Here is a 22,522-nt window from a genome sequence, read left to right as displayed (position 1 = left end):
CGCGGCTCCTCGGGCGGTGCCCGGCCGCGGGAGGGGTTGAGCATGGCTTGGTCGGTCGCGCTGGCGTGCGCGAGCGCGGGTGAACCCACCGAGGTGTTCCGGCCGGGCCTCGTGCCCGATCCGGACGCCGCCGCCGCGATCGCGCGCGGCCTGTACCCGGCGGACACGCTGACGGAGACCGGCGACACCGTCCTCGACTTCGCGCTCTGGCCGTACGAGGACGAGCTGTTCGTCGGCGCGTTCGAGCGGGCGCTGCTGCTGTGCGACCGGCGGCTGTTCTGCCTCGACGACGACGCCCGCCGCATCGCCGACACGGCGGCCGCCGCGCTGCCCGGGTCGCGCTGCGGCGTGCTCGTCCTGCACACCGTGATCCGCGGCTGCTGGTTCCGCTGGTACGAGTCCGGCGAGCTGCGCCGGGACGTGTTCGTCACGGCCGAGGACGGCGTCGTCGTCGACCAGGGCGAGCGGCTGCCCGCCGAGCGCCCGTTCTGGCGGGCGATCGACGCGGGCGCGCCCGACGTCCCGCTGCCGTTCGACCCGGAGGAGTTCGGGCTCGCGCTCGCCGAGGAGCACATGTTCGGACGCGGCATCGCCGACCGCGGCAAGGACGGCTTCCTCCCGCTCGAACTGCCGCTCCGCCGCTTCAAGCACGCCTGAGGCGCGCGGGCGGCGGGACGGGCGGCGGGAAGAGCCGCCGTGTCGTGGAACGTTGTACGGAACGTCCGTACGGAACGTCTAAGGTTGGACGATCTCCACGACCCCGGGAAGGTTCGACGTGACCGCTGTGCCCACGATCGGTGTCCTCGCCCTGCAAGGCGACGTGCGCGAGCACACGCGCGCGCTGGAGGCGGCGGGCGCGCGCGCCCTCGGCGTGCGCCGGCCCGAGGAGCTGGAACGCGTCGACGGGATCGTCCTGCCGGGCGGGGAGTCCACCACCATGTGGCGCCTCGCGCGCTCCTTCGAGCTGCTCGAACCGCTGCGCAAGCGGATCGAGGCGGGCCTGCCCGCGTACGGCTCCTGCGCCGGGATGATCATGCTCGCGGACCGCATCCGGGACGGCGTCGCGGGCCAGGAGACCGTCGGCGGGATCGACATGACCGTGCGCCGGAACGCGTTCGGCCGCCAGGTCGACTCGTTCGAGTCCGCCGTCGAGCTGACCGGCATGGGGGACGAGCCCTACCACGCCGTCTTCATCCGCGCGCCGTGGGTCGAGTCGGTCGGCGACGCCGTGGAGGTACTCGGACGCACCGAGAGCGGTCCGAGCGCCGGTAGGATCGTCGCCGTCCGCCAGGGGCGCCTCATCGCGACCGCGTTCCATCCGGAGTTGACAGGCGACTACCGCGTGCACCACTACTTCGCCGATCTGGTGCGCCGGGCGACAGAGGAGGAATGACAGATGTCCGGCCATTCCAAATGGGCGACCACCAAGCACAAGAAGGCTGCCCTCGACGCCAAGCGGGGCAAGCTCTTCGCCAAGCTGATCAAGAACATCGAGGTGGCGGCGCGCACCGGCGGCGGCGATCCCGACGCCAACCCGACGCTCTACGACGCCATCTACAAGGCGAAGAAGAACTCCGTCCCCAACGACAACATCGAGCGCGCGCGCAAGCGCGGCGCCGGTGAGGAGGCCGGAGGCGCCGACTGGCAGAACATCACCTACGAGGGCTACGCGCCCGGCGGCGTCGCGATCCTGATCGAGTGCCTGACCGACAACCGCAACCGGGCCGCGTCCGAGGTGCGGGTGGCGCTCACCCGCAACGGCGGGTCCCTCGCCGACCCCGGCTCGGTCTCGTACATGTTCAACCGCAAGGGCGTCGTGATCGTCCCGAAGTCGGGCACCAGCGAGGACGACGTCATGATGGCCGTCCTGGACGCCGGGGCCGAAGAGGTCAACGAGCTCGACGAGGACAACTTCGAGGTCGTCAGCGAGGCGGGCGACCTCGTCGCGGTCCGCACCGCCCTGGTCGACGCGGGGATCGACTACGAGTCGGCGGAGAGCAAGTTCCTGCCGACCGTCACCGTCCCCCTCGACGAGGACAACGCCAAGAAGGTGTTCCGCCTCCTCGACGCCCTGGAGGACTCCGACGACGTCCAGGACGTCTACGCCAACTTCGACGTCCCCGACGACGTCCTGGCGGCGATCGACGCCTGAGCCGCGCCTTCCGCCGACGCCGCCGCCCGCCCGGGGCGGCGGCGTTCCGCGTCCGGGGCATGGCGTAACGTCTCGATCATGCAGGTTCGCGCGCTCCGACCGGACGAGATGGACCGCGTCCGCGACATCCGCGCCCGCGCCTTCGGCCCCGTCCCGGACGACCTCTGGGCCCGCCGCGTCCAGATGTCGGCGCCGTCGGCCGAGGCCGGGCGGCAGTTCGCCGGGTTCGACGGCGACGAGGTCGTCGCCACCGGCGCGCTGTACGCGATGACGCAGTGGTGGCACGGCAGGCCGGTGTCCATGGGCGGCGTGAGCGCGATCACCGTCGCGCCCGAGCGGCGCGGGAGCGGGCTCGCCCGGACGATGGTCACGAGCCTCCTGGAGCGGTGCGCCGCGTTCGGGCATTCGCTGGCCGTGCTGTATCCGGCCACGACGACCCTCTACCGGCGCCTCGGCTGGGAGCACGCGGGCGCGCAGCACCACGTCGAACTGCCCGCCGAGGAACTGCGCGCGGTGGCCGCCGGGCGCGTCCCCGTCCGGCGGGCCGGGCCCGCGGACGCGGCGCGGGTCGCCGCCGTCGTCGACCGCGCCCACGAGGACGCCCGCGACTGCGGCCCGGTCGGCTTCGACGAGCCGCGCTGGCGGGGCATCCTCTCGCTGCCCGGCCTTTTCAGTTATCTGGCCGACGACGGCTTCCTCGCCTACCGGTGGGCGGACGGCAACACCCACCTTGAGGTCGTCAAGATCGTGGCGTCGTCGGAGCGGACGCTGCGGGCCCTGTGGGCGATCGTCGGGTCCGGCTCCTCGACGGCCGAGACCGTCCGGGCGTGCGTGTCTCCGATGGATCCGGTGCTGTGGATGCTGCGCGAGCGCGAGAAGGAGAACGTCCACCGCAGCCAGTGGATGCTGCGCCTGGTGGACGTGCCCGCCGCGATCGAGGCGCGCGGCTTCCCCGACGGCGTCGCCGGTTCGGCGCCGCTGCTGATCGACGACCCGCAGTGCCCCGCGAACTCGGGCCACTGGCGGCTGGAGGTCGCGGACGGACGCGGACGGCTGGAACGCTCCGCCGCGGACCCGGCCGCCGTCCGGGTCGGGGCGCGGGGGCTCGCCGCGCTCTACGCGGGCGTGCCGGTGCCGACGCTGCGCCTGTCCGGCCTGCTCGGGGGCGGCGACCCGGGCGTCCTGCCCGCCGCGTTCGCCGCCGCGCCGTTCACCCTCGACTACTTCTGAGCGCCTCCTTCCGCCCGACACGCCCGCGGCCCGTGCCGGTGTCACGCCGAGTTGGTAGCGTGTTCGGCCGAACAGGTGATCGAAGGAGCGGCCGTGCGGGTGATGGGGGTGGACCCCGGGCTCACCCGGTGCGGGGTGGGGGTCGTCGAGGGCGCCCCGGGCAAGCGGCTCCGGCTGGTGCACGTGTCCGTCGTGCGGACCGCGCCCGGCGACGAGGTCGCCCTGCGCCTGCTCGGCATCGAGACGGGCATCGAGGCGCTGGTGGACGAGCTGCGCCCCGACGCCGTCGCGGTCGAGCGCGTGTTCGCCCAGCACAACGTCCGCACCGTGATGGGCACCGCGCAGGCCGCCGGGGTCGCGATGCTGGTGGCCGCCCGCCGCGGGCTGCCCGTCGCGCTGCACACCCCGAGCGAGGCCAAGGCCGCCGTCACCGGCAACGGCCGCGCCGACAAGGCGCAGGTGACGAGGATGGTGACGCGCCTGCTCGCGCTGGACGCGCCGCCGACCCCGGCGGACGCCGCCGACGCCCTCGCGCTCGCCATCTGCCACGTGTGGCGCGGCGGCGCGCGGGACCGCCTCGCCCGCGCCCAGCGGACGCGGATCGAGCAGGCGGCGGAGGCCGAGCGCGCTCGGCTCGCCGCCCGGAGCAGAGGAGGAACCAGCCAGTGATCGCCTTCGTCAGCGGCCGGGTGGCCGCCGCCGGACCCGACGGGGCGGTGATCGACGTGCACGGCGTCGGCCTGTCGGTGCAGTGCACCCCCGCGACGCTCGCCGGGCTCCGGGTCGGCGACCACGCGAAGGTCCCGACCTCGCTGGTCGTCCGCGAGGACTCCCTCACCCTCTTCGGGTTCGCCGACGACGACGAGCGCACCGTGTTCGAGCTGCTGCAGACCGCGAGCGGCGTCGGCCCCCGGCTGGCGCTGGCGATGCTGGCCGTGCACACCCCGAACGCGCTGCGCCACGCGGTCGCCGCCGAGGACCTGACCGCGCTGACCAAGGTCCCCGGCATCGGCAAGAAGGGGGCGCAGCGGATCGTGCTGGAGCTGCGCGACCGGCTCGGCGGCCCGGTCGGGGACGCCGCCGCCGACCTCCGCGCGCCCGCCCGCGCCGAGCCGTGGCGCGAGCAGGTCCAGATGGGCCTGATCAACCTCGGCTGGTCCGCCAAGGACGCCGACGCCGCCGTCTCCGCCGTCGCGGCCGACCTCGACGGCGCCGAGACGCCTCCCGTCGCCGTGCTGCTGAAGTCCGCGCTGAAGAAGTTGAGCAGAGGATGAGCGAAAGCGAGCCGGGGGGCGTGGGGGGTCGTCCCCCCACAGGGAGGCGCGGATGAGCGAGCCGGAGCGGTTGGTGTCGGCGGACGCGGTCGGCGCCGAGGAGCAGGCGATCGAGGCCGCGCTGCGGCCGAAGAAGCTGGACGACTTCGTCGGCCAGGAGCGCGTCCGCGAGCAGTTGTCGCTGGTGCTGCACAGCGCGCTGCGGCGCGGCCGGACGCCCGACCACGTGCTGCTGTCCGGCGGGCCCGGCCTCGGCAAGACGACCCTCGCCATGATCATCGCGGCGGAGCTGGGGCGGCCGCTGCGGATCTCGTCCGGCCCGGCGATCGAGCGGGCCGGGGACCTCGCGGCGGTGCTGTCCACGCTCGCCGAGGGCGAGGTCCTGTTCCTAGACGAGATCCATAGGCTGGCCCGTCCCGCCGAAGAGATGCTCTACATGGCCATGGAGGACTTCCGCGTCGACGTCGTCGTCGGCAAGGGCCCGGGCGCGACCGCGATCCCGCTCGACATCGCGCCGTTCACGCTGGTCGGCGCCACCACCAGGGCCGGGATGCTGCCGGGCCCGCTGCGCGACCGGTTCGGCTTCGTCGCGCACATGGACTTCTACGAGCCCGCCGAACTGGAGGTGATCGTCCGCCGGTCGGCGCGGCTGCTGGACGTGGAGATCGCCGCCGACGCCGCCGCCGAGGTCGCCGGGCGCTCGCGCGGCACCCCCCGGATCGCCAACCGGCTGCTGCGGCGCGTCCGCGACTACGCGGAGGTCCGCGGCGACGGGACGGTGACCTGGGAATCCGCGCGGTCCGCGCTCGCGTTGTACGAGGTGGACCAACGGGGCCTCGACCGGCTCGACCGGGCCGTCCTCGGGTCGCTGCTGCGCAAGTTCGGCGGCGGTCCGGTCGGCCTGTCGACGCTGGCGGTGTCGGTGGGGGAGGAGCCGGAGACCGTGGAGGTCGTCGCGGAGCCCTTCCTCGTCCGGCAAGGCCTGCTGGCCAGGACGCCGCGCGGGAGGGTCGCCACGGGCGCCGCTTGGGCGCATCTGGGGCTGACCCCGCCGCCGACCGCGCCCATGGCCGGGACGCTGTTCGATATGGACCGGGACGATCCGGAAAGCTCGGAATGATGATCTTCGGGTAACGGGTTGGGAACTTCCCGGCGTCACCGATCGTCGCGTCGTTGCCGGGGTCTCGCGTACTCTCTAGACTCCGGGACCTGGTTCACCGTCTCCAGCCGGCGGTCCCGTGGTACGTGACCGGTCCGGTCACTGGCTGGGCAAACGACATCGGAAGGATGCCCCGGTAATGGGCAGCGACATGATTATCGCGGCGGGCTCGGGCGGAAGCGGGGCCTTCAACCTGCTGCTGCTCCTCGCCGTTCCCCTGGTCTTCTACTTCTTGCTGATCCGCCCGCAGAGCAGGCGGCGCAAGGAGCAGATGCAGATGCAGAACGCGATGACGCCAGGCGCGCGCGTGCTGACGACCAGCGGGATGCGGGCCACCGTCGTGGAGGTCGACGACGACGGCGTCGTGCTGGAGATCGCCGAGGGCGTCGAGGTCCGCTTCGTCAAGCAGGCCGTGATGCAGGTCCTCAAGGACGACGACCCGGACGAGGTCGACGACGAGCTCGACGACGAGCTTGAGGGGGACGGCGACGACCAGGACGGGGACGACGACCGCGTCGACCTGCCCAAGGACGCCGGCACCGACGCCTCGGCAGAGGACGAGGCGGACGGTGAAGACGGGGCGGACGAGTCCGAGCCCAAGGGGAGGGCCAAGGTCAAGGCGGCGGACAAGCCGTCCGCCTGATCTCTTCCGGTTTCGACTCCAGACGGGAAGTAAGACGACAAGTGGCTCCGTCAAGCAGCGCTCCCAAGCCTGGGCGCACGCTCCTCGCGCTCTTCGCTACCTTGGTCGTCCTCGCCGGCGTGGCGGTCTGGCAAGGGCAGACGAAGCCCAAGCTCGGGCTCGACCTCGCCGGCGGGACGACCGTGACCCTCACCGCCAAGACCCCGAACGGCAAGAACCCGCCGGCCGAGCAGATGAACCAGGCCGTCAAGATCATGACTCAGCGGGTCAACGGCCTCGGGGTGTCGGACGCGGAGGTCACCAAGCAGGGCAGCAACAACATCGTGGTGAACGTCCCCGGCGAGGGACAGGGCCGCGTCGTCAACCTGATCGGAACCACCGCCAAGCTCCAGTTCCGGCAGGTGTTCGCGGTCGCCGACGGCAAGCCCACCTCGGGCGCGCCGCCGGCCCCGACGCCGAGCCCCACCGGCAAGGCCAAGGACGGGTCGAAGAAGGACGGCAAGAGCCCGTCGCCGTCCGCGTCGCCGTCCGGGGGCGCGTCGGCGTCCCCGTCCGGGACGGCCACGCCGCGCGGCCGGGCGCTGTCGGGCGCGCTGGCCGCGCCGACGCCGAAGCCGTCCGGGTCCGGCTCCCCGGCGGCCACGCCGTCGCCGTCGTCGCCGCTGGTGCAGCCGTCCGGGCAGCCGCAGGCGCCCGCGCAGGACTACCCCGGCGTCACCGACAAAGCGGTGATCAAGCAGTTCGAGTCGCTCGACTGCTACGGCGGCGACAAGCGCGCTCCCGGCGCGAACGACCCGAACCGCCAGTTCGTCGCCGCCTGCGACCAGAAGGCGGAGGACGACCGGGTCACCAAGTACATCCTCGGCCCGGTCCGGGTCCTCGGCGAGAACGTCGACAAGGCCAACGCGATGCCGCCGAACTCCCAGCAGGGCCAGGCGAGCTGGTCGGTGTCGCTGAAGTTCGACGGCAAGGGCGCCCGCCAGTTCGGCGCGGTCACCACCGACGCCTACGGCGCCTACCAGCAGGACCCGAACTCCCCGCGGGCACAGGTCGCGATCGTCCTGGACGGCCAGGTCGTCTCCGCGCCGAGCATCCGGGAGGGCGCGATCACCGGCGGCACCGCCAGCATCGACGGCCCGCCCGAGAGCTTCGACCAGCAGTACGCCAACGACCTCGCCAACGTGCTGAAGTACGGCGCGCTGCCCCTTGAGTTCAAGCAGAGCTCGATCGACGAGGTGTCGTCGACGCTCGGCTCCGACCAGCTCACCGGCGGCCTCATCGCGGGCGCGATCGGGCTCGGGCTCGTCGTGCTCTACTGCCTGTTCTACTACCGGGGACTCGGCCTCGTGGCGGTGTCCAGCCTCGCGGTGGCGTCCATGGTCACCTACCTCGCGGTCGTCATCCTCGGCGAGGGGATGGGCTTCCGGCTGTCGCTGCCGCACATCATCGGCCTGATCGTCTCCATCGGCATCACGGCCGACTCGTTCATCGTCTACTTCGAGCGCCTGCGGGACGAGCTGCGCGCCGGCCGCCGGCTCCGCCCGTCGGTCGAGAACGCCTGGAAGCGGGCGCGGCGCACCATCCTCGTCGCCGACGCCGTGACGTTCCTCGCCGCGCTGGTGCTGTACTTCCTCGCGGTCGGCGGCGTCGCCGGGTTCGCGTTCGCGATGGGCCTGACGACGCTGATCGACATCGTCGTGGTGTTCTTCTTCACGAAGCCGCTGGTGGCGCTCCTGTCCCGGACGAACTTCTTCGGCCGGGGCCATCCGCTGTCCGGGCTCGACCCGAGACGGCTGCACCGCGCGGCGCAGAAGTCGTCCGCCGCCGCCGTCGGCACGAGCCAGGAGGGCTGAGCCATGGGACTGCGTGCGGTGACCTCACGGGTCTACCGGGGCGAGATCAGCGCCGACATCGTCGGCCGCCCGAAGATCTGGGCCACGATCTCCGGGCTGCTGCTGGCCCTGTCGATCGCCGGGCTGCTCGTCCAGGGGCTGAACTTCGGCGTCGAGTTCAAGGGCGGCTCCGTCTTCACCTTCAAGTCCGCGGGCACCTCGATCGAGGACGTGCGCGGCGCCGTCACCGGCGGCGGCGCGCACCAGGCGATCGTGCAGAAGGCCGGCGGTGACTGGCGGGTGACGACGGAGAGCCTGTCGTCGGCCCAGGTCACCGAGGTCAAGACGAACGTCGCCAAGAAGCTGAGCGTCGCCCCCGACAAGATCAGCACCCAGGTCGTCGGCGCCTCGTGGGGCGGTGAGATCCAGAAGAAGGCGTGGCAGGCGCTCATCGTCTTCATGATCTTGATCATCGGCTACCTGTCCGTCGCGTTCGAGTGGCGGATGGCGCTCGCCGCCGTCGTCGCGCTGGTGCACGACCTGATCATCACGGCGGGCGTGTACGCCTGGTCCGGCTTCGAGGTCACCCCGGCGACGCTGCTCGGCTTCCTGACGATCCTCGGGTACTCGCTCTACGACGCGGTCGTGGTCTTCGACATGATCAAGGAGGTCACGAAACCGCTCGGGCCGACGTCCAAGACCACCTACAGCGAGGCGGCCAACCAGGCGCTCAGCAGCACGCTGGTCCGCTCCCTGAACACCTCGCTGGTGGCGATCCTGCCGGTCGGCGCGATCCTGTTCATCGGGACGACGCTGTTCGGCGCGGGCACCCTGAAGGACCTGTCGCTCGCGCTGTTCGTCGGCATGATCGTCGGGACGTACTCGTCGATCTGCGTGGCGACGCCGCTGCTCGTGCAGTTCAAGGAGCGCGAGCCGAAGTACAAGCAGATCCGCCAGAACATCGCCCGGCGCGAGCAGAGCACGAAGCGCCAGGCCAAGACCGCGAAGGTCAAGGCGACGGCGGGCGCCTCCGGCGGCGGGTCGGACGACGAGCCGTCCGGGCAGGACGCGGCCGACGACGCGGGCGGGTCCGCCGACGACGTCCGCAGCGCCGTCACCGTCCGCAAGGTCGTGAACACCGGGCCGCGCCAGCAGCCGAAGCGCGGCACCCGGCAGCAGCGCCGCGGCGGCAAGTAAGCCGTCCGGCGGCCGTGCCCGCGCCCGCCGGGGCGAGTCAGCCCCGGCGGACGCGGGCACGGCGCGTGTCCGGGCCCGTCCGCCCGGGCCGCACGAGAGTGGAATACGTCACAGGGAGCGCAACGTGGACCTCGGCAAGCTGATCCAGGACCGGATCCGCGACGTGGACGACTACCCGAAGGCCGGGGTCGTCTTCAAGGACATCACGCCGCTGCTGGCCGACCACGTCGCGTTCGCGGGCGTCGTGGACGCGATCGTCAACCACCACGGCCGCGGCACCATCGACAAGATCGTCGGGATCGAGGCGCGCGGGTTCATCCTCGCCGCGCCCGTCGCCTACCACTTCGGCGCCGGCTTCGTGCCGGTGCGCAAGAAGGGGAAACTGCCCGCGGCGACCCACGAGGAGACCTATGATCTCGAGTACGGGACCGAGACGATCGAGATCCATCTCGACGCGCTCGAACCGGGCGACCGTGTACTGATCGTCGACGACGTCCTCGCCACCGGCGGGACGGCCGCGGCCACCGCCGAACTCGTCCGCCGGGGCGGCGGGGAGATCGCCGGGCTGTCCGTCCTGCTGGAGCTGTCGTTCCTGAACGGGCGCGACAAGCTGCGGAATCTGGACGTCCATTCACTCGTTACGGTCTAGTACGAAATAGGCGCCGGATACACTGGCGCCATCAGGGCCCGGTGGGGACGGGCGCACCCCGCGGGTCGGGGGAATGAGCGCCCGCGTGGACCAAGGAGGCTGGGTGCCAGGTGAGGTGGTATCGACCGACGCGGTGAAGGACACCGCCGCGCCGACGACGGGGGACGTCCAGGCGCCGCCGGGGCCGGAGCGCCCGCCCGGGCAGCAGCCCGCCGCCGGGAGGCCCGGCGCGCGGCGAGCACCGACCGACAGGCCCGCCGAACCGTCCGCCGCGAAGCCGGCCGCCGCGAAGCCCGCGCCCGGCGAACCCGCCGAAAGCCCGGCCGAAGCCCCTGACCGAAAACCCGCCGAGAAGCCCGCCGACCCCGCCGCCGACAAGCCCGCCGAGCCCGCCGACAAGCCCGCCGACAAGTCCGGCAGGGCGACCGGCGCCGAGAAGCCCGCGGCGTCCGCCCGGAACTCCGGGCCCGCCGTCCCGTCCAGGCCCACGCCGGCCACGATTCCACCGTCTGCCGCCCGGGTGCGCCGTAGGCTCGCCAGGTTGGGCGCCCAGCGCGGCCCCGCTATGAACCCGGTACTCGAACCACTGATCAAGACGGTCCGCAACACCCACCCGAAGGCGGACCTGCGGCTCATCGAGCGCGCCTACGACGTCGCCGCCCACTACCACCGCCACCAGAAGCGCAAGAGCGGCGACCCCTACATCACGCATCCCCTCGCGGTCGCGACGATCCTCGCCGAGCTCGGCATGAACACCGAGACGCTCTGCGCGGCGCTCCTGCACGACACCGTCGAGGACACCCCGTACACGCTGGAGCAGCTGACCACCGAGTTCGGCGACGAGATCGGCGCGCTCGTCGACGGCGTCACCAAGCTCGACAAGGTCAAGTACGGGGAGGCGGCGGAGGCCGAGACCGTCCGCAAGATGGTCGTGGCGATGTCCCGCGACATCCGCGTCCTGGTGATCAAGCTCGGCGACCGGCTGCACAACATGCGCACGCTGCGCTACATGCCGCGGCACAAGCAGGAGAAGAAGGCCCGCGAGACGCTTGAGGTGTTCGCGCCGCTCGCGCACCGCCTCGGGATGAACACGCTGAAGTGGGAGCTGGAGGACCTCGCGTTCGCCACCCTGTACCCGAAGCGGTTCGACGAGATCGCCAGGCTGGTGTCCGAGCGCGCCCCGCGCCGCGACGTCTACCTGCAGGAAGTGATCGAGAACGTCTCCACCGACCTGCGCGAGGCCCGGATCAAGGCCACCGTGACCGGGCGGCCGAAGCACTACTACTCGATCTACCAGAAGATGATCGCGCGGGACGTCAGCTTCGACGACATCTACGACCTGGTCGGCATCCGGGTCCTCGTCGACAGCGTCCGCGACTGCTACGCCGCCCTCGGCTCGATCCACGCGCGGTGGAACCCGGTCCCCGGCCGGTTCAAGGACTACATCGCGATGCCGAAGTTCAACATGTATCAGTCGCTGCACACGACGGTGATCGGCCCGGAGGGCAAGCCCGTCGAGCTGCAGATCCGGACGTGGGGCATGCACCGCCGCGCCGAGTACGGCGTCGCCGCGCACTGGAAGTACAAGGAGGAGACGGTCGGCGGCCGCAAGGCCGGTGACATGCAGTGGCTCCGCCAGCTCCTCGACTGGCAGAAGGAGACCGCCGACCCGGCCGAGTTCCTGGAGTCGCTGCGGTTCGACCTGTCGGTGTCCGAGGTGTTCGTGTTCACGCCGAAGGGCGACGTGATCGCCCTGCCGCAGGGCGCGACGCCGGTCGACTTCGCGTACGCGATCCACACCGAGGTGGGGCACCGATGTATCGGCGCCCGCGTCAACGGGCGCCTCGTCCCCCTCGAATCGACCCTCGACAACGGCGACACCGTCGAGGTGTTCACCTCCAAGTCGCAGGACGCGGGCCCGAGCCGCGACTGGCTCGGCTTCGTCAAGAGCGCCCGCGCCCGCAACAAGATCAAGCACTGGTTCTCCAAGGAGCGCCGCGACACCGCGATCGAGTCCGGCAAGGACGCCATCGCCCGCGCGATGCGCAAGCAGAACATGCCGCTGCAGCGGATGATGTCCGGCGAGGCGCTGCTCGCCCTCGCCCGCGACCTGCGCTACCCGGACGTGTCGTCGCTGTACGCGGCGGTCGGCGAGAGCCAGGTGTCGGCGCAGAACGTCGTCCAGAAGCTCGTGGACGCGCTCGGCGGCGTCGAGTCCGCCGACGAGGACCTCGCCGAGATCGCGCTGCCGACGCGGCGCAAGCGGAGCCGTCCCGCCGGCGACCCGGGCGTCGTCGTCGCGGACGACCCGGACGTCTGGGTCCGCCTGTCCCGGTGCTGCACGCCGGTGCCGGGCGACGACATCGTCGGGTTCGTGACGCGCGGGCACGGCGTGTCCGTGCACCGCGCCGACTGCGCGAACGTCGCCAGCCTGAAGTCGCAGCCCGACCGGCTGATCGACGTCAAGTGGTCGCCCGGGGAGGACTCGGTCTTCCTCGTCGCGATCCAGGTGGAGGCGCTCGACCGGCCCCGGCTGCTGTCGGACGTGACCCGCGTTCTGTCCGACCAGCACGTGAACATCCTGTCGGCGTCGGTCACGACGACCCGAGACCGGGTCGCGGTCAGCCGGTTCACGTTCGAGATGGGCGACCCGAAGCACCTCGGGCACGTGCTGAAGGCCGTCCGGTCCATAGACGGCGTGTACGACGTGTACCGGACGACGAGCGGCGCCACCCGCTAGGGGCGGCGCCGCCTTCCTCGTCCGCCTAGTCTTCGGCGGGCTCGTCCTCGGGGATCACGTCGACGCCGGCCTCCGCGCGCTGCTGCGGGCTGATCGGCGTGGGCGCGGCGGTCAGCGGGTCGTAGCCGGACGCCGCCTTCGGGAACGCGATCACGTCGCGGATCGAGTCCTGCCCGGCGAGGAGCATGACGGTCCGGTCCCAGCCGAAGGCGATGCCACCGTGCGGGGGCGGGCCGAACTTGAACGCCTCCAGCAGGAACCCGAACTGCGACTCGGCCTCCTCCTTCGACAGGCCGAGCACGTCGAACACCCGCTGCTGCATCTCCGCCCGGTGGATACGGATGGAGCCGCCGCCGATCTCGTTGCCGTTGAGGACGAGGTCGTAGGCGTCGGCGAGGGCCGAGCCCGGGTCGTCGTGGAAGGTGTCGGCGAACTCCGGCTTCGGCGCGGTGAACGGGTGGTGCACCGACGTCCAGCCGATCCGCTCGCCCTTGTCGTCCTCGACCGGCTCGAAGATCGGCGCGTCGACGACCCAGACGAACTCCCACGCCGTCTCGTCTATCAGGTCGCGGCGGCGGCCGATCTCCAGCCGGGCGGCGCCGAGCAGCTCCTGCGTGGCGTGCCGCTTCCCGGCGCCGAAGAACACCGCGTCGCCGGGGGCGGCGCCGGTCTTCGCGGCGAGGCCGTCCTTCTCGGCGTCGGACAGGTTCTTCGCGACGGGGCCGCCGAGCGTCCCGTCGTCCTGGACGAGCACGTACGCGAGGCCGCGGGCGCCGCGCGCCTTGGCCCAGTCCTGCCAGGCGTCCAGTTCCTTGCGGGTCTGGGACGCGCCGCCCGGCATCACGACCGCGCCGACGTACGGGGCCTGGAAGACGCGGAACGACGTGCCGGAGAAGTACTCGGTCATGTCGGTCAGCTCCAGGCCGAACCGCAGGTCGGGCTTGTCGGAGCCGTACCGGGCCATCGCGTCGGCGTAGGTGATGTGGGGGATCGGGCGCGGGATCTCGTACCCGGCGATCTCCTTCCACAGCCGCGCGACGAGGTCCTCGCCGACCTTGAGGACGTCGTCCTGGTCGGCGAACGACATCTCGATGTCGATCTGGGTGAACTCGGGCTGCCGGTCGGCGCGGAAGTCCTCGTCGCGGTAGCAGCGGGCGATCTGGTAGTAGCGCTCCAGCCCGCCGACCATGAGGAGCTGCTTGAACAGCTGCGGCGACTGCGGCAGCGCGTACCAGTGGCCCGGCTTGAGCCGGACGGGGACGACGAAGTCGCGCGCGCCCTCCGGCGTCGAGCGGGTCAGCGTCGGCGTCTCCACGTTGACGAAGCCGTGCTCGCGCATCACCTCGTGCGCCAGGAACGACGCCTCCGAGCGCACCTTCATCGCCCGCGCGACGGAGTCGCGGCGCAGGTCGAGGTAGCGGTACTTGAGCCGGATCTCCTCGTTGACGTTGACGTCGCCCTCGATCGGGAACGGCAGCGGCGCCGCGTCCGACAGCACCTCGATGTCGGCGGCGGCGACCTCGACGTCGCCGGTCGGCAGCTCGGGGTTCTCGTTGCCCGGCGGGCGGACGCGCACCTCCCCGACGACCTTGACGCAGAACTCCGAGCGGAGGTCGTGCGCGGCGTCCTCCTCGCGGAAGACCACCTGGGCGACGCCGGAGGCGTCCCGCAGGTCGATGAACGTGACGCCGCCGTGGTCGCGGCGGCGGCCGACCCAGCCGGCCAGCGTGACCTGCTGCCCGGCGTGCTCCTTGCGGAGCGTCCCCGCCTCGTGCGTGCGGATCATTTGGAGAGCCTCTCCTTCAACGTCGTGACGATGCCGGTGAGCGGGACGGCGGTCTGCTCGCCCTCGGCCAGGTCCTTGACCTGGGCGACGCCGTCCGCGATATCTCGCTCCCCGAGGATCACGGCGTACCGGGCGCCGGACCGGTCGGCGTCCTTCATCGCGCCCTTCAGCCGCTTGCCGCCGAACGCCATGTCGGCGGCGATCCCGGCCCGGCGCAGCTCGTCCACCAGCGCGAACATCCGCCGCTCCGCCGCGTCGCCGAGCGCCACCCCGAACGCCTCGCAGCGCGACCGCGGCTCGAACGCCGCCTCCCCGCCCTCCTGCGATTCGGCGTCCAGCGCGAGGAGCGTGCGGTCGAGGCCGAGGCCGAACCCGATGCCGGGCAGCGGCGGGCCGCCGATGTCCTCCGACAGGCCGTCGTAGCGCCCGCCGCCGCCGATGCCGGACTGCGCGCCGAGCAGCGGGTGGTCGAACTCGTAGGTCGTCCGGGTGTAGTAGTCGAGCCCGCGCACGAGGGTGGGCGTGTCCTCCCACTCGATGCCGAGGTCGGCGAGCAGCTCGCGGACGCGGTCGTGGTAGGCCTTGCACGCCGGGCACAGGTGGTCGGCCATCAGCGGGGCGCCGGCGAGCTGGGCCCGGACCTGGGGGCGCTTGTCGTCCAGCACCCGGAGCGGGTTGATCTCGACGCGGGCGCGGGTGTCCTCGTCGAGGTCGAGGCCGCGCAGGAAGTCCTGCAGCAGGGCGCGGTAGGCCGGGCGGCACTCCTTGCAGCCGAGCGAGTTCAGCAGCAGCCGCACCCGCGTCAGCCCGAGGGACCGGTACCAGTGCCACGCGATCGCGATCGTCTCGGCGTCGACGCGCGGGTCCTCGCTGCCGATCGCCTCCAGGTCGAGCTGGTAGAACTGCCGGTACCTGCCCTGCTGCGGGCGCTCCGCGCGGAACGCGGGGCCGGTCGTCCACACCTTCACCGGCAGCGCGCCCCGGTGCAGGTTGTTCTCCAGGACGGCGCGCAGCACCGACGCGGTGAACTCGGGGCGCAGCGTCAGCGACCGGCCGCCGCGGTCCTCGAAGGTGTACATCTCCTTGGACACCACGTCGGTGGACTCGCCGACGCCGCGCCTGAAGAGGTTGGTGTCCTCGAAGACGGCCAGCTCCAGGTAGCCGTAGCCGGCCAGCCGCGCCCGCTCGGCGAACGCCTCGCGGACGGCGTAGAGAAGGTCCGCGCGCGGCGGGACGTATTCACTGACCCCCTTGGGGGCCCGGAAGCTCGAACTCATGGTCTCTCTGGCTCAGAATCCCTTGTTGGGCCCGTCCGCCGGGACCGCCCGGTCGCTCCCTGACTCCGGAGAGAGCTCCGAGAGGAACGGGTTGGTCGCGCGCTCGCGGCCGATTGTGGTCTGCTGTCCGTGGCCGGGCAGGACCGCCGTCTCGTCGGGCAGGGTGAGGCACACCCGGGACAGGCTGGCGAGGATCTGCTCGTACGATCCGCCCGGCAGGTCGGTGCGTCCGATGGACCCGGCGAACAGCAGGTCGCCGCTGAACATCACGTCCGGCAGCTCCGCGGTCTTCGGGGTCCGGAACGTCACCGACCCGGGCGTATGGCCCGGGGCGTGGTCGACGGTGAAGCTCAGCCCCGCGAGTTCCAGCACCGACCCGTCGGCGAGCTCCTCGACGTCGTCCGGCTCGGACAGCTCCAGGCCGCCGAAGAGCTGCTGGCCCGGGCCGAGGGACAGCCCCTTGGCCGGGTCGGTGAGCAGCTCGCGGTCGTCCGGGTGGATGTAGGCGGGGACGCCCTTCGCGCCGCAGACCGGCGCCACCGACCAGACGTGGTCGATGTGGCCGTGGGTCAGCAGCACCGCGACCGGCTTCAGCCGGTGCTCGCGCAGGATGGCGTCGATCCCGGCCTCGGCGTCCTGGCCGGGGTCGACGATCACGCACTCCTCACCCGCGGCGGGCGCCACGACGTAGCAGTTCGCGGCGAACGATCCGGCGGGGAACCCGGCGACGAGCACGGTCGTCCTTCCTTCGAGGCATCACGGGTGGCCTGTCCGAGGGTACCGGCGCGGCCGCGGCCGCGGCGAACGGGATAACGGCCGCCGTGTCGCGGGACGGGGGTCCCGGGGCCCCGCGGGCCCCTCCCTGAAAGCGGGCGCGATTTTACTCGCGGGTGCCGCTACTATGCGCTGCACGTTCACCTGATCACACCGGAGGGACAGGCCCGTGGCGGGGAAGGACCGCAAGAAGGAGCTCGCGCGCCAGCGCTATGAGCGGCAGCAGCAGCGACGGGCCGAGGAGGCGGCGCGGGCGCGCCGCCTCAAGCTCGTCGGCGCGGCGGGCGCGGTGGCGGTGGTGGCCGTCGGCGGTGCCGTGTTCATGGTGGCGACCGGCAAGGACGACGAGTCCACGGCCGACGGCCCGAAGTGCGCCTACAAGGCGGCCCCGAACGAGGGCGCGCCCAAGGGGCTCGGCACCCCGCCGTCGAAGCCCGCGCACACGAAGACCGTCCAGGCGACGGTCAAGACCAACAGCGGCGACGTGGAGATGCAGCTCTACGGCGAGAAGGCGCCCTGCACGGTCGAGTCGTTCGTGTACCTCGCGCAGAAGAACTTCTACGACAAGTCGCCGTGCCACCGGCTGACGAGCGGCGGCCTGAACGTCCTGCAGTGCGGCGACCCCACGGGGAAGGGCACCGGCGGGCCGGGCTACCAGTTCGCCAACGAGAACACCAGCGGCGCCACCTACACCGAGGGCACGCTGGCCATGGCGCACAGCAGCCTGCCCGACTCCAACGGCAGCCAGTTCTTCATGGTGTACAAGGACTCGCAGCTCCCGCCCGACTACACCGTGTTCGGGAAGATCACCAAGGGGCTGGACGTGCTGAAGAAGATCGCCGATGCCGGCTCGGACCCGAAGGGCGACGGCAAGCCGAAGAAGAAGGTAGAGATCCAGGACGTCACGATCGCCGGGAAATAGGCGAACGGGATACTAAGGTGTGGAGGGTCCGGAGGGCGGTAGTTCGTCCGGACCCGCGATTCAGGAGGCAAGGGTGTCCAGCGCGACCGATCCCTGGGGCCGGGTGGACGAGGACGGCACCGTCTATGTCAGGACGTCCGGCGGCGAGCGGGTCGTCGGCTCCTGGCAGGCCGGCGCGCCCGAAGAGGCCCTGGCCTACTTCAAGCGCAAGTACGACTCGCTCGTCACCGAGATCGGCCTGCTCGAACAGCGCGTCCGCACCACCGACCTGCAGCCCGCGCAGGCCCAGCAGAGCATCGACCGGCTCCGCGAGGCCGTCTCCGAGGCGCACGCCGTCGGCGACCTCGACGCCCTCGGCCGCCGCCTGGACGGCCTGACCGAGCAGGTCGGCCGCCGCCGCGAGCAGGTCAAGGCCCAGCGCGAGCAGCACCGCTCCGAGGCCCGCGTGGTCAAGGAGCGGATCGTCGAGGAGGCCGAGCGGATCGCGGCCGAGGAGACCCACTGGAAGAACGGCGGGGAGCGGCTGCGCCAGCTCGTCGAGGAGTGGAAGGCCGCCGACCGCATCGACCGGCCCACCGAGACCGCCCTGTGGAAGCGCCTGTCCTCTGCCCGCAACGCGTTCACCAAGCGCCGCAAGGCCTACTTCGCGACGCTGGACGACCAGCGCGAGGAGTCCCGCCGGGAGAAGGAGCGCCTGGTCGCCGAGGCCGAGGCCATGGCGGACTCCACCGACTGGGGCGAGACCGCCGCCGCCTACCGCGACCTGATGCGCCGCTGGAAGCTCGCCGGGCGCGCGTCCCGCGACGCCGAAGAGGACCTGTGGGCGCGCTTCAAGGCCGCCCAGGACACCTTCTTCCAGGCCCGCAGCGCGGTGTTCGCCGAACGGGACGCCGAGTTCCGCGAGCACGCCGAGGAGAAGGAGAAGCTCCTCGCCGAGGCCGAGCGGCTGCTGCCCGTCCGGGACGTCCGGCAGGCCAGGCAGGCGCTGCGCGCCATCCAGGAGCGCTGGGAGGCCGCCGGGATGGTGCCCCGCGACCAGCGCGACCGCCTCGAAGGACGGCTCCGCAAGATCGAGGAGACCGTGCGCGCCGCCGAGGAGAACGAGTGGCGCCGCACCAACCCCGAGGCCCGCGCCCGCGCCGAGGCGACCGTCGCCCAGCTGCGCAGCTCCATCGAGCAGCTGGAGAAGCGCCTCGGCAAGGCCCGCGCAGCGGGCCGCGAGAAGGACGTCAAGGACGCCGAGGAGGCCATCGACGCCCGCCGCGCCTGGCTCGAAGAGGCCGAGCGCACCCTCGCCGAATTCTCCTGATCCGATCTCCTGCCGGGCCGCGCCGCTAGGACGGGGTGCGGCCCAGGAAGGAGAGCATCCGGGTCTGCTCGTCGGCGCCCCGCGGGGGCTGGCGGGGCGGGGCCAGGTGGCCTCGCGCGCGCAGGGGGGCGGCGACGACCTGGGCGGTCGCGAAGGCGTGGTGGACGAGGTCCGGGTCCAGGCGGGACGGCTGGCCCGTGGCCTCGGCCAGGTCCCAGGCGTGCACCAGCGGCTCCAGGATGTAGCCCTCAAGGAAGTCGCCGAGCGGCAGCTCGCCCAGCCCGCCGAAGGGGACGGGACGGCCGAGCGCGGCCGGGGTGAGGGCGGCGGCGCACTCCTTGCGGGCCGTCCGCCAGCTCATCAGGACGTCGTCCGGCGCGAACCGGGCCGGGTCGGCGTTGACGTCCGGGGCGGGCTCCCCGGCGGCCAGCGCGAGGACCATGTGCTGCCCGCCGGTGACGTGCCCGGCGACGTCGCGGGCGGTCCAGCCGGCGCACGGCGTCGGCGCGTCCCACCCGTCCCGGGGGACGCCGGCGACCAGGCCCTCGAACAGGTCGAGGGCCCGGTGGTAGCCGCTGAGGTTTCGAGCCATGGTGGTCAGTGACGCGCGATCCGACCGCCCTGTCAAGCGTTATCACGAAGGTCGCCGACCGGCCGGGCGTCCGGCCGGCCGGCCGGACGTCAGGCGGCGGCGCGCTGCCGGAGCATCCCCTCCATCTGGCGGATCTCGGCGCGCTGGCCGTCCACCATGGTGCGGGCGAGGCGGCGGACGCGGTCCCGCCCGGTGCGGGCCAGCACCGCCTCCGCCATCGCGACGCCGCCCCGGTGGTGGGCGATCATCAGCCGCAGGAACCGGGCCTCGGCGTCGCGTCCGGACGCCCGCTCCAGGTCGGCGAGCTGCTCGCGCGTCGCCATGCCGGGCATCGCCGCGTCGCCGCTCGCGGCCGGGTTCCCGTGGCCGCCGTGCCCGGACATCCAGCGCATGCGGCCCGCCGGGTCGGTCTTCGGCAGGCCCCACTCGTCCAGCCAGGCCGTCATCATGCCGATCTGGGCGGACTGGGTGTTGATGATGTCGTAGGCCAGCAGCCGGACCCCGGGGTCGTCCGTGCGGTCCCGGACGATGAACGACATCCGCACCGCCTGGGCGTGGTGGGCGCTCATGTCGCGGGCGAACCCGGCCTCGGGGCCGTCCGTGCCCGGCTCGCCCGAGCGGGCGACGCTGAGCGCCACCAGCGCCGCGCCGGTCAGCAGGACGAGGACCGCGAGGACGACGGTGAACCGCCGTCCCCGCGGCGCCCCGCCGCTCACGGGGTGTCCTTGGCCCCGTCGCAGGGCGCGCCGGGCTCGGGCGTCTGCGGGCCCTTGACGTAGGCGCGCAGGAACTGGTCCACGCGCGCGTCGGACGCGTCCTGGACCTTGACCTGCCGCCCCCACGCGCTGAGCGCGATCGGGGCGTCCAGCGACGGGTACGGGCTGAGGAACGTGTAGTCGGTGCCGTTGACCTTGCCCTTGAGCGCGTCGAGCTGGGCTGCGGCCAGGCCGGGCCGGTACGCGATCCAGACGGCGCCGTGCTCCAGCGAGTGGACGGCGTTCTCGTTGCGCAGCGGGGCGTCGTACACGCGTCCGTCGCAGTTCTGCCAGGTGGGGTCGTGGGCGCCGCCCATCGGCGGGGCGGTGTCGTAGCGGACGGCGCTCGTGGTGTGGTCGCGGGACAGGCCGTCCTTGGTCACCATCCCGGGGATGGACGCGGAGTCGTCCGCCGACGACGGGCGGGACTGCATGAACGCGTACCCGATGGCGATGAACGCCACCATTCCGATCACGGTGAAGAAACCGATGACGCCCCAGGGGACCTCACGCTTGGTGAGCACGTTCTTCTGGGCCTTCTTGCGTGCGTTCTGGTTGCGGGCGCTCTTGGACATGAGAGCGGTCCTCTCGTACAGGCTGTGAATTGGCTGCGGACATGAGGGCAGCGCCGTATCGCGGTCGACACGGCGGCGGGACGGCCTTACGGCCGGTCCGTCACAGCCGGAGAACCTGGAGAGCGGGCCGGGGCGCGAGCGCGGACGCGCCCGCGAGGAGCGGGGCGGGCGCCCAGGCTGCGCGGGCGGGCAGCCGCAGGCCGCGGCGGCGCAAAACGGCCGCCAGCCCCAGCAGGGCGAGGGTGAACAGGACGGCGAGGCACAGGCACACGTCGACCGGCGCCTGCGACGGCACCCGCTTCGCGGGCCCGGACACCGCCGCCCAGCCGGCCGTTACCGCGTCCGCGGCGCTGTGAAGGCTCTGGAGCGGCGAAACCCCGGCGTCCCGCGCCTCGGCCCCGGCGGCGGACGACGCGGCGGCGACAGGGACGCTCACGGCGTGCTGGGTGCAGACGCGCGGCGGCGGCGCGTGGCCCAGCCCGTAGCTGAAGATCAGTCCGCCCACGACGAAGAGCGCCACGAGCAGCCCCGCCGGCCCGTGCCGACGGCGCCGGGTCATACCGGACACTCCGTCACGCTCCCGAACGCTCGAATGCGCCCTACGCGCCGTTCCAACGCGGCAGCCCCGCCCCAGGTTCCATGGGTTCCGTCGAACCCGCGACCCTCGGACGAGGCGGAACCCTCCTGACGTAGCAGGAGGATCCGGTCGGGCCGCCCCGAGGATGAAGCCTATGACTCGATCGGGGGCCGAGGGCGCGGCGTTGCGGAACGAACGGCGGATCTCGCGTGTGGTGCTGGCAACCGTCCTCCAGATCGGGGTCATGGCCGTGGTCCTGCTCGTCTACGAGTACGGCCGCCACCTCGCGGACGGGCGTCCCGCCCAGGCGTTCTCCAACGCGCGCTGGGTGTGGGACGCCGAGCGCGCCCTGCGCCTGCCCGACGAGGCGTCCCTGCAGAACTGGGCGCTGGGCTGGGACGGCTGGGTGCGCGCCGCCAACCAGTACTACGTCCGCGTCCACTTCCCGGCGACCACGGTCTTCCTGGTGTGGGTGTGGTTCCGGCACCGGCCGGCGTGGCCGCGTGTGCGCGCGGCGGTCGTCCTGTCGGCGGCGGCGTCGCTGGCGCTCCACTTCGCGTTCCCGCTGGCCCCGCCTCGGATGCTGCCCGGCCATGGGCTCATCGACCTCATGCGCGCCTACGGGCCGAGCGCGTACGCGGCCGAGCCCGGCAGCGGCCTCGCCAACCAGTTCGCCGCGATGCCGTCGCTGCACGTCGGCTGGGCGCTGCTGGTCGCGTGGGGCGTCGTCCGGTACGGGCGCAGCCGGTGGCGGTACGTCCTCGCCGCCCATCCCGTGATCACGCTGCTCGTCGTCGTGCTCACCGCGAACCACTACTGGCTGGACGGCGTCGTCGGCTCGGCGATCGTCGTGGCCGCGCTGTGGGCGACGTCGGCCGTCCCGTGGCTGGACGACGGGGAGGGCGGGCCGTCCGGCGCTGTCGGCCCCCCGAGATAGTGTCGGAGCGTGACCGACAGGGCGGAATCGGGCGAGCCTGAGGGCCTCTTCGACGCCCCGGCGCCACCGGAGGCCGCGGGCCGTCCGGCGACGCCGGGCCTGGACGCGCGCCCCGACCGGCACCAGGCGGCGCAGCCCCTCT

22 protein-coding genes are annotated in these 22,522 nt (G+C 72.5%); 15 read left to right on the top strand and 7 right to left on the bottom strand.

Going from position 1 to position 22,522, the window contains the following annotated elements:
• The first annotated feature begins 42 nt into the window (after positions 1 to 42).
• The 12 genes from ACH01S_RS22145 to ACH01S_RS22090 all read left to right on the top strand — a co-directional run bounded on the left by ACH01S_RS22145 (position 43) and on the right by ACH01S_RS22090 (position 12,876).
• Positions 43 to 657: a DUF6928 family protein gene (locus ACH01S_RS22145; RefSeq protein ID WP_067894435.1), complete on the top strand. Its 615-nt coding sequence runs from the start codon at positions 43 to 45 to the stop codon at positions 655 to 657.
• Between the two features lie 118 nt (positions 658 to 775).
• Positions 776 to 1,393 (top strand): pyridoxal 5'-phosphate synthase glutaminase subunit PdxT, encoded by a 618-nt coding sequence (gene pdxT / locus ACH01S_RS22140; RefSeq protein ID WP_067894432.1) that lies wholly within the window; start codon positions 776 to 778, stop codon positions 1,391 to 1,393.
• A gap of 3 nt (positions 1,394 to 1,396) precedes the next feature.
• Positions 1,397 to 2,152, top strand: coding sequence for a YebC/PmpR family DNA-binding transcriptional regulator (locus ACH01S_RS22135; protein ID WP_067894429.1), 756 nt, complete (start codon positions 1,397 to 1,399; stop codon positions 2,150 to 2,152).
• Positions 2,153 to 2,230: 78 nt separating this feature from the next.
• Positions 2,231 to 3,382: a GNAT family N-acetyltransferase gene (locus tag ACH01S_RS22130; protein WP_067894426.1), complete on the top strand. Its 1,152-nt coding sequence runs from the start codon at positions 2,231 to 2,233 to the stop codon at positions 3,380 to 3,382.
• A 93-nt stretch (positions 3,383 to 3,475) separates the two neighbouring features.
• Positions 3,476 to 4,051, top strand: a complete 576-nt coding sequence (ruvC, locus tag ACH01S_RS22125) for a crossover junction endodeoxyribonuclease RuvC (protein WP_067894418.1) — start codon at positions 3,476 to 3,478, stop codon at positions 4,049 to 4,051.
• Positions 4,048 to 4,656, top strand: a complete 609-nt coding sequence (gene ruvA, locus ACH01S_RS22120) for a Holliday junction branch migration protein RuvA (RefSeq protein WP_067894415.1) — start codon at positions 4,048 to 4,050, stop codon at positions 4,654 to 4,656. The genes ruvC and ruvA overlap by 4 nt, the downstream gene beginning before the upstream one ends.
• Before the next feature lie 52 nt (positions 4,657 to 4,708).
• A complete protein-coding gene (gene ruvB / locus ACH01S_RS22115) occupies positions 4,709 to 5,776 on the top strand; it encodes a Holliday junction branch migration DNA helicase RuvB (protein ID WP_067894412.1) in 1,068 nt (355 codons plus the stop codon).
• Positions 5,777 to 5,954: 178 nt separating this feature from the next.
• Positions 5,955 to 6,458: a preprotein translocase subunit YajC gene (gene yajC / locus ACH01S_RS22110; protein ID WP_067894409.1), complete on the top strand. Its 504-nt coding sequence runs from the start codon at positions 5,955 to 5,957 to the stop codon at positions 6,456 to 6,458.
• A gap of 119 nt (positions 6,459 to 6,577) precedes the next feature.
• Positions 6,578 to 8,311 (top strand): protein translocase subunit SecD, encoded by a 1,734-nt coding sequence (secD, locus tag ACH01S_RS22105; RefSeq protein ID WP_246237220.1) that lies wholly within the window; start codon positions 6,578 to 6,580, stop codon positions 8,309 to 8,311.
• A gap of 3 nt (positions 8,312 to 8,314) precedes the next feature.
• Positions 8,315 to 9,487, top strand: a complete 1,173-nt coding sequence (secF, locus tag ACH01S_RS22100; protein WP_067894403.1) for a protein translocase subunit SecF — start codon at positions 8,315 to 8,317, stop codon at positions 9,485 to 9,487.
• A gap of 124 nt (positions 9,488 to 9,611) precedes the next feature.
• Complete coding sequence (locus tag ACH01S_RS22095; protein WP_067894400.1) at positions 9,612 to 10,136, top strand: adenine phosphoribosyltransferase; 525 nt, start codon at positions 9,612 to 9,614, stop codon at positions 10,134 to 10,136.
• Between the two features lie 565 nt (positions 10,137 to 10,701).
• Positions 10,702 to 12,876 (top strand): RelA/SpoT family protein, encoded by a 2,175-nt coding sequence (locus tag ACH01S_RS22090; protein ID WP_067894642.1) that lies wholly within the window; start codon positions 10,702 to 10,704, stop codon positions 12,874 to 12,876.
• Between the two features lie 25 nt (positions 12,877 to 12,901).
• Here ACH01S_RS22090 and aspS read toward each other — a convergent pair whose 3' ends face one another.
• Genes aspS through ACH01S_RS22075 form a run of 3 tightly spaced genes read right to left on the bottom strand, consistent with a single transcriptional unit; the run spans position 12,902 to position 16,674 of the window.
• On the bottom strand, positions 12,902 to 14,662 hold the full coding sequence (gene aspS, locus ACH01S_RS22085) for an aspartate--tRNA ligase (protein WP_067894397.1): 1,761 nt from the start codon (positions 14,660 to 14,662) through the stop codon (positions 12,902 to 12,904).
• Positions 14,659 to 15,939 carry a histidine--tRNA ligase gene (hisS, locus tag ACH01S_RS22080; protein WP_067894393.1) on the bottom strand — a complete coding sequence of 427 codons (1,281 nt, stop codon included), beginning with the start codon at positions 15,937 to 15,939 and terminating at the stop codon, positions 14,659 to 14,661. Before hisS ends, aspS begins: the two co-directional genes overlap by 4 nt.
• 12 nt (positions 15,940 to 15,951) lie before the next feature.
• Entirely contained in the window at positions 15,952 to 16,674 is a 723-nt protein-coding gene (locus ACH01S_RS22075) for an MBL fold metallo-hydrolase (protein WP_067894390.1), read from the bottom strand.
• Positions 16,675 to 16,882: 208 nt separating this feature from the next.
• On the opposite strand from ACH01S_RS22075, the gene ACH01S_RS22070 reads away from it, so the two are divergent.
• Positions 16,883 to 17,635, top strand: coding sequence for a peptidylprolyl isomerase (locus ACH01S_RS22070; RefSeq protein WP_067894387.1), 753 nt, complete (start codon positions 16,883 to 16,885; stop codon positions 17,633 to 17,635).
• Between the two features lie 73 nt (positions 17,636 to 17,708).
• Positions 17,709 to 18,944, top strand: a complete 1,236-nt coding sequence (locus ACH01S_RS22065; RefSeq protein WP_067894384.1) for a DUF349 domain-containing protein — start codon at positions 17,709 to 17,711, stop codon at positions 18,942 to 18,944.
• A gap of 25 nt (positions 18,945 to 18,969) precedes the next feature.
• Here the strand turns inward: ACH01S_RS22065 and ACH01S_RS22060 are convergent, their stop codons facing one another.
• The 4 genes from ACH01S_RS22060 to ACH01S_RS22045 all read right to left on the bottom strand — a co-directional run bounded on the left by ACH01S_RS22060 (position 18,970) and on the right by ACH01S_RS22045 (position 21,425).
• Positions 18,970 to 19,536, bottom strand: coding sequence for a TIGR03086 family metal-binding protein (locus tag ACH01S_RS22060; RefSeq protein ID WP_067894381.1), 567 nt, complete (start codon positions 19,534 to 19,536; stop codon positions 18,970 to 18,972).
• Between the two features lie 89 nt (positions 19,537 to 19,625).
• A complete protein-coding gene (locus tag ACH01S_RS22055) occupies positions 19,626 to 20,252 on the bottom strand; it encodes a DUF305 domain-containing protein (protein WP_067894378.1) in 627 nt (208 codons plus the stop codon).
• Entirely contained in the window at positions 20,249 to 20,866 is a 618-nt protein-coding gene (locus tag ACH01S_RS22050) for a thioredoxin-like domain-containing protein (RefSeq protein WP_067894376.1), read from the bottom strand. The genes ACH01S_RS22055 and ACH01S_RS22050 overlap by 4 nt, the downstream gene beginning before the upstream one ends.
• Before the next feature lie 100 nt (positions 20,867 to 20,966).
• Positions 20,967 to 21,425: a hypothetical protein gene (locus ACH01S_RS22045; protein WP_067894374.1), complete on the bottom strand. Its 459-nt coding sequence runs from the start codon at positions 21,423 to 21,425 to the stop codon at positions 20,967 to 20,969.
• 172 nt (positions 21,426 to 21,597) lie between these two features.
• On the opposite strand from ACH01S_RS22045, the gene ACH01S_RS22040 reads away from it, so the two are divergent.
• The gene (locus ACH01S_RS22040; RefSeq protein ID WP_169809331.1) at positions 21,598 to 22,380 is read left to right on the top strand and encodes a phosphatase PAP2 family protein; all 783 of its coding nucleotides are present in this window, start codon (positions 21,598 to 21,600) and stop codon (positions 22,378 to 22,380) included.
• Positions 22,381 to 22,522 lie beyond the last annotated feature (142 nt).

Origin of the sequence: Actinomadura chibensis NBRC 106107 (genome assembly GCF_001552135.1) — a bacterium.
Classification (GTDB): Bacteria; Actinomycetota; Actinomycetes; order Streptosporangiales; family Streptosporangiaceae; genus Spirillospora; species Spirillospora chibensis.
This window is presented reverse-complemented; position numbering and strand designations above follow the sequence as displayed.

Coding starts and splice junctions, on each gene's coding strand:
- ACH01S_RS22040 (WP_169809331.1), top strand. CDS start 21,598: ATGACTCGATCGGGGGCCGAGGGCGCGGCGTTGCGGAACGAACGGCGG.
- secF (WP_067894403.1), top strand. CDS start 8,315: ATGGGACTGCGTGCGGTGACCTCACGGGTCTACCGGGGCGAGATCAGC.
- ruvB (WP_067894412.1), top strand. CDS start 4,709: ATGAGCGAGCCGGAGCGGTTGGTGTCGGCGGACGCGGTCGGCGCCGAG.
- ACH01S_RS22045 (WP_067894374.1), bottom strand. CDS start 21,425: ATGACCCGGCGCCGTCGGCACGGGCCGGCGGGGCTGCTCGTGGCGCTC.
- ACH01S_RS22060 (WP_067894381.1), bottom strand. CDS start 19,536: ATGGCTCGAAACCTCAGCGGCTACCACCGGGCCCTCGACCTGTTCGAG.
- ACH01S_RS22050 (WP_067894376.1), bottom strand. CDS start 20,866: ATGTCCAAGAGCGCCCGCAACCAGAACGCACGCAAGAAGGCCCAGAAG.
- ACH01S_RS22135 (WP_067894429.1), top strand. CDS start 1,397: ATGTCCGGCCATTCCAAATGGGCGACCACCAAGCACAAGAAGGCTGCC.
- ACH01S_RS22090 (WP_067894642.1), top strand. CDS start 10,702: ATGAACCCGGTACTCGAACCACTGATCAAGACGGTCCGCAACACCCAC.
- ACH01S_RS22145 (WP_067894435.1), top strand. CDS start 43: ATGGCTTGGTCGGTCGCGCTGGCGTGCGCGAGCGCGGGTGAACCCACC.
- yajC (WP_067894409.1), top strand. CDS start 5,955: ATGGGCAGCGACATGATTATCGCGGCGGGCTCGGGCGGAAGCGGGGCC.
- hisS (WP_067894393.1), bottom strand. CDS start 15,939: ATGAGTTCGAGCTTCCGGGCCCCCAAGGGGGTCAGTGAATACGTCCCG.
- aspS (WP_067894397.1), bottom strand. CDS start 14,662: ATGATCCGCACGCACGAGGCGGGGACGCTCCGCAAGGAGCACGCCGGG.
- ACH01S_RS22130 (WP_067894426.1), top strand. CDS start 2,231: ATGCAGGTTCGCGCGCTCCGACCGGACGAGATGGACCGCGTCCGCGAC.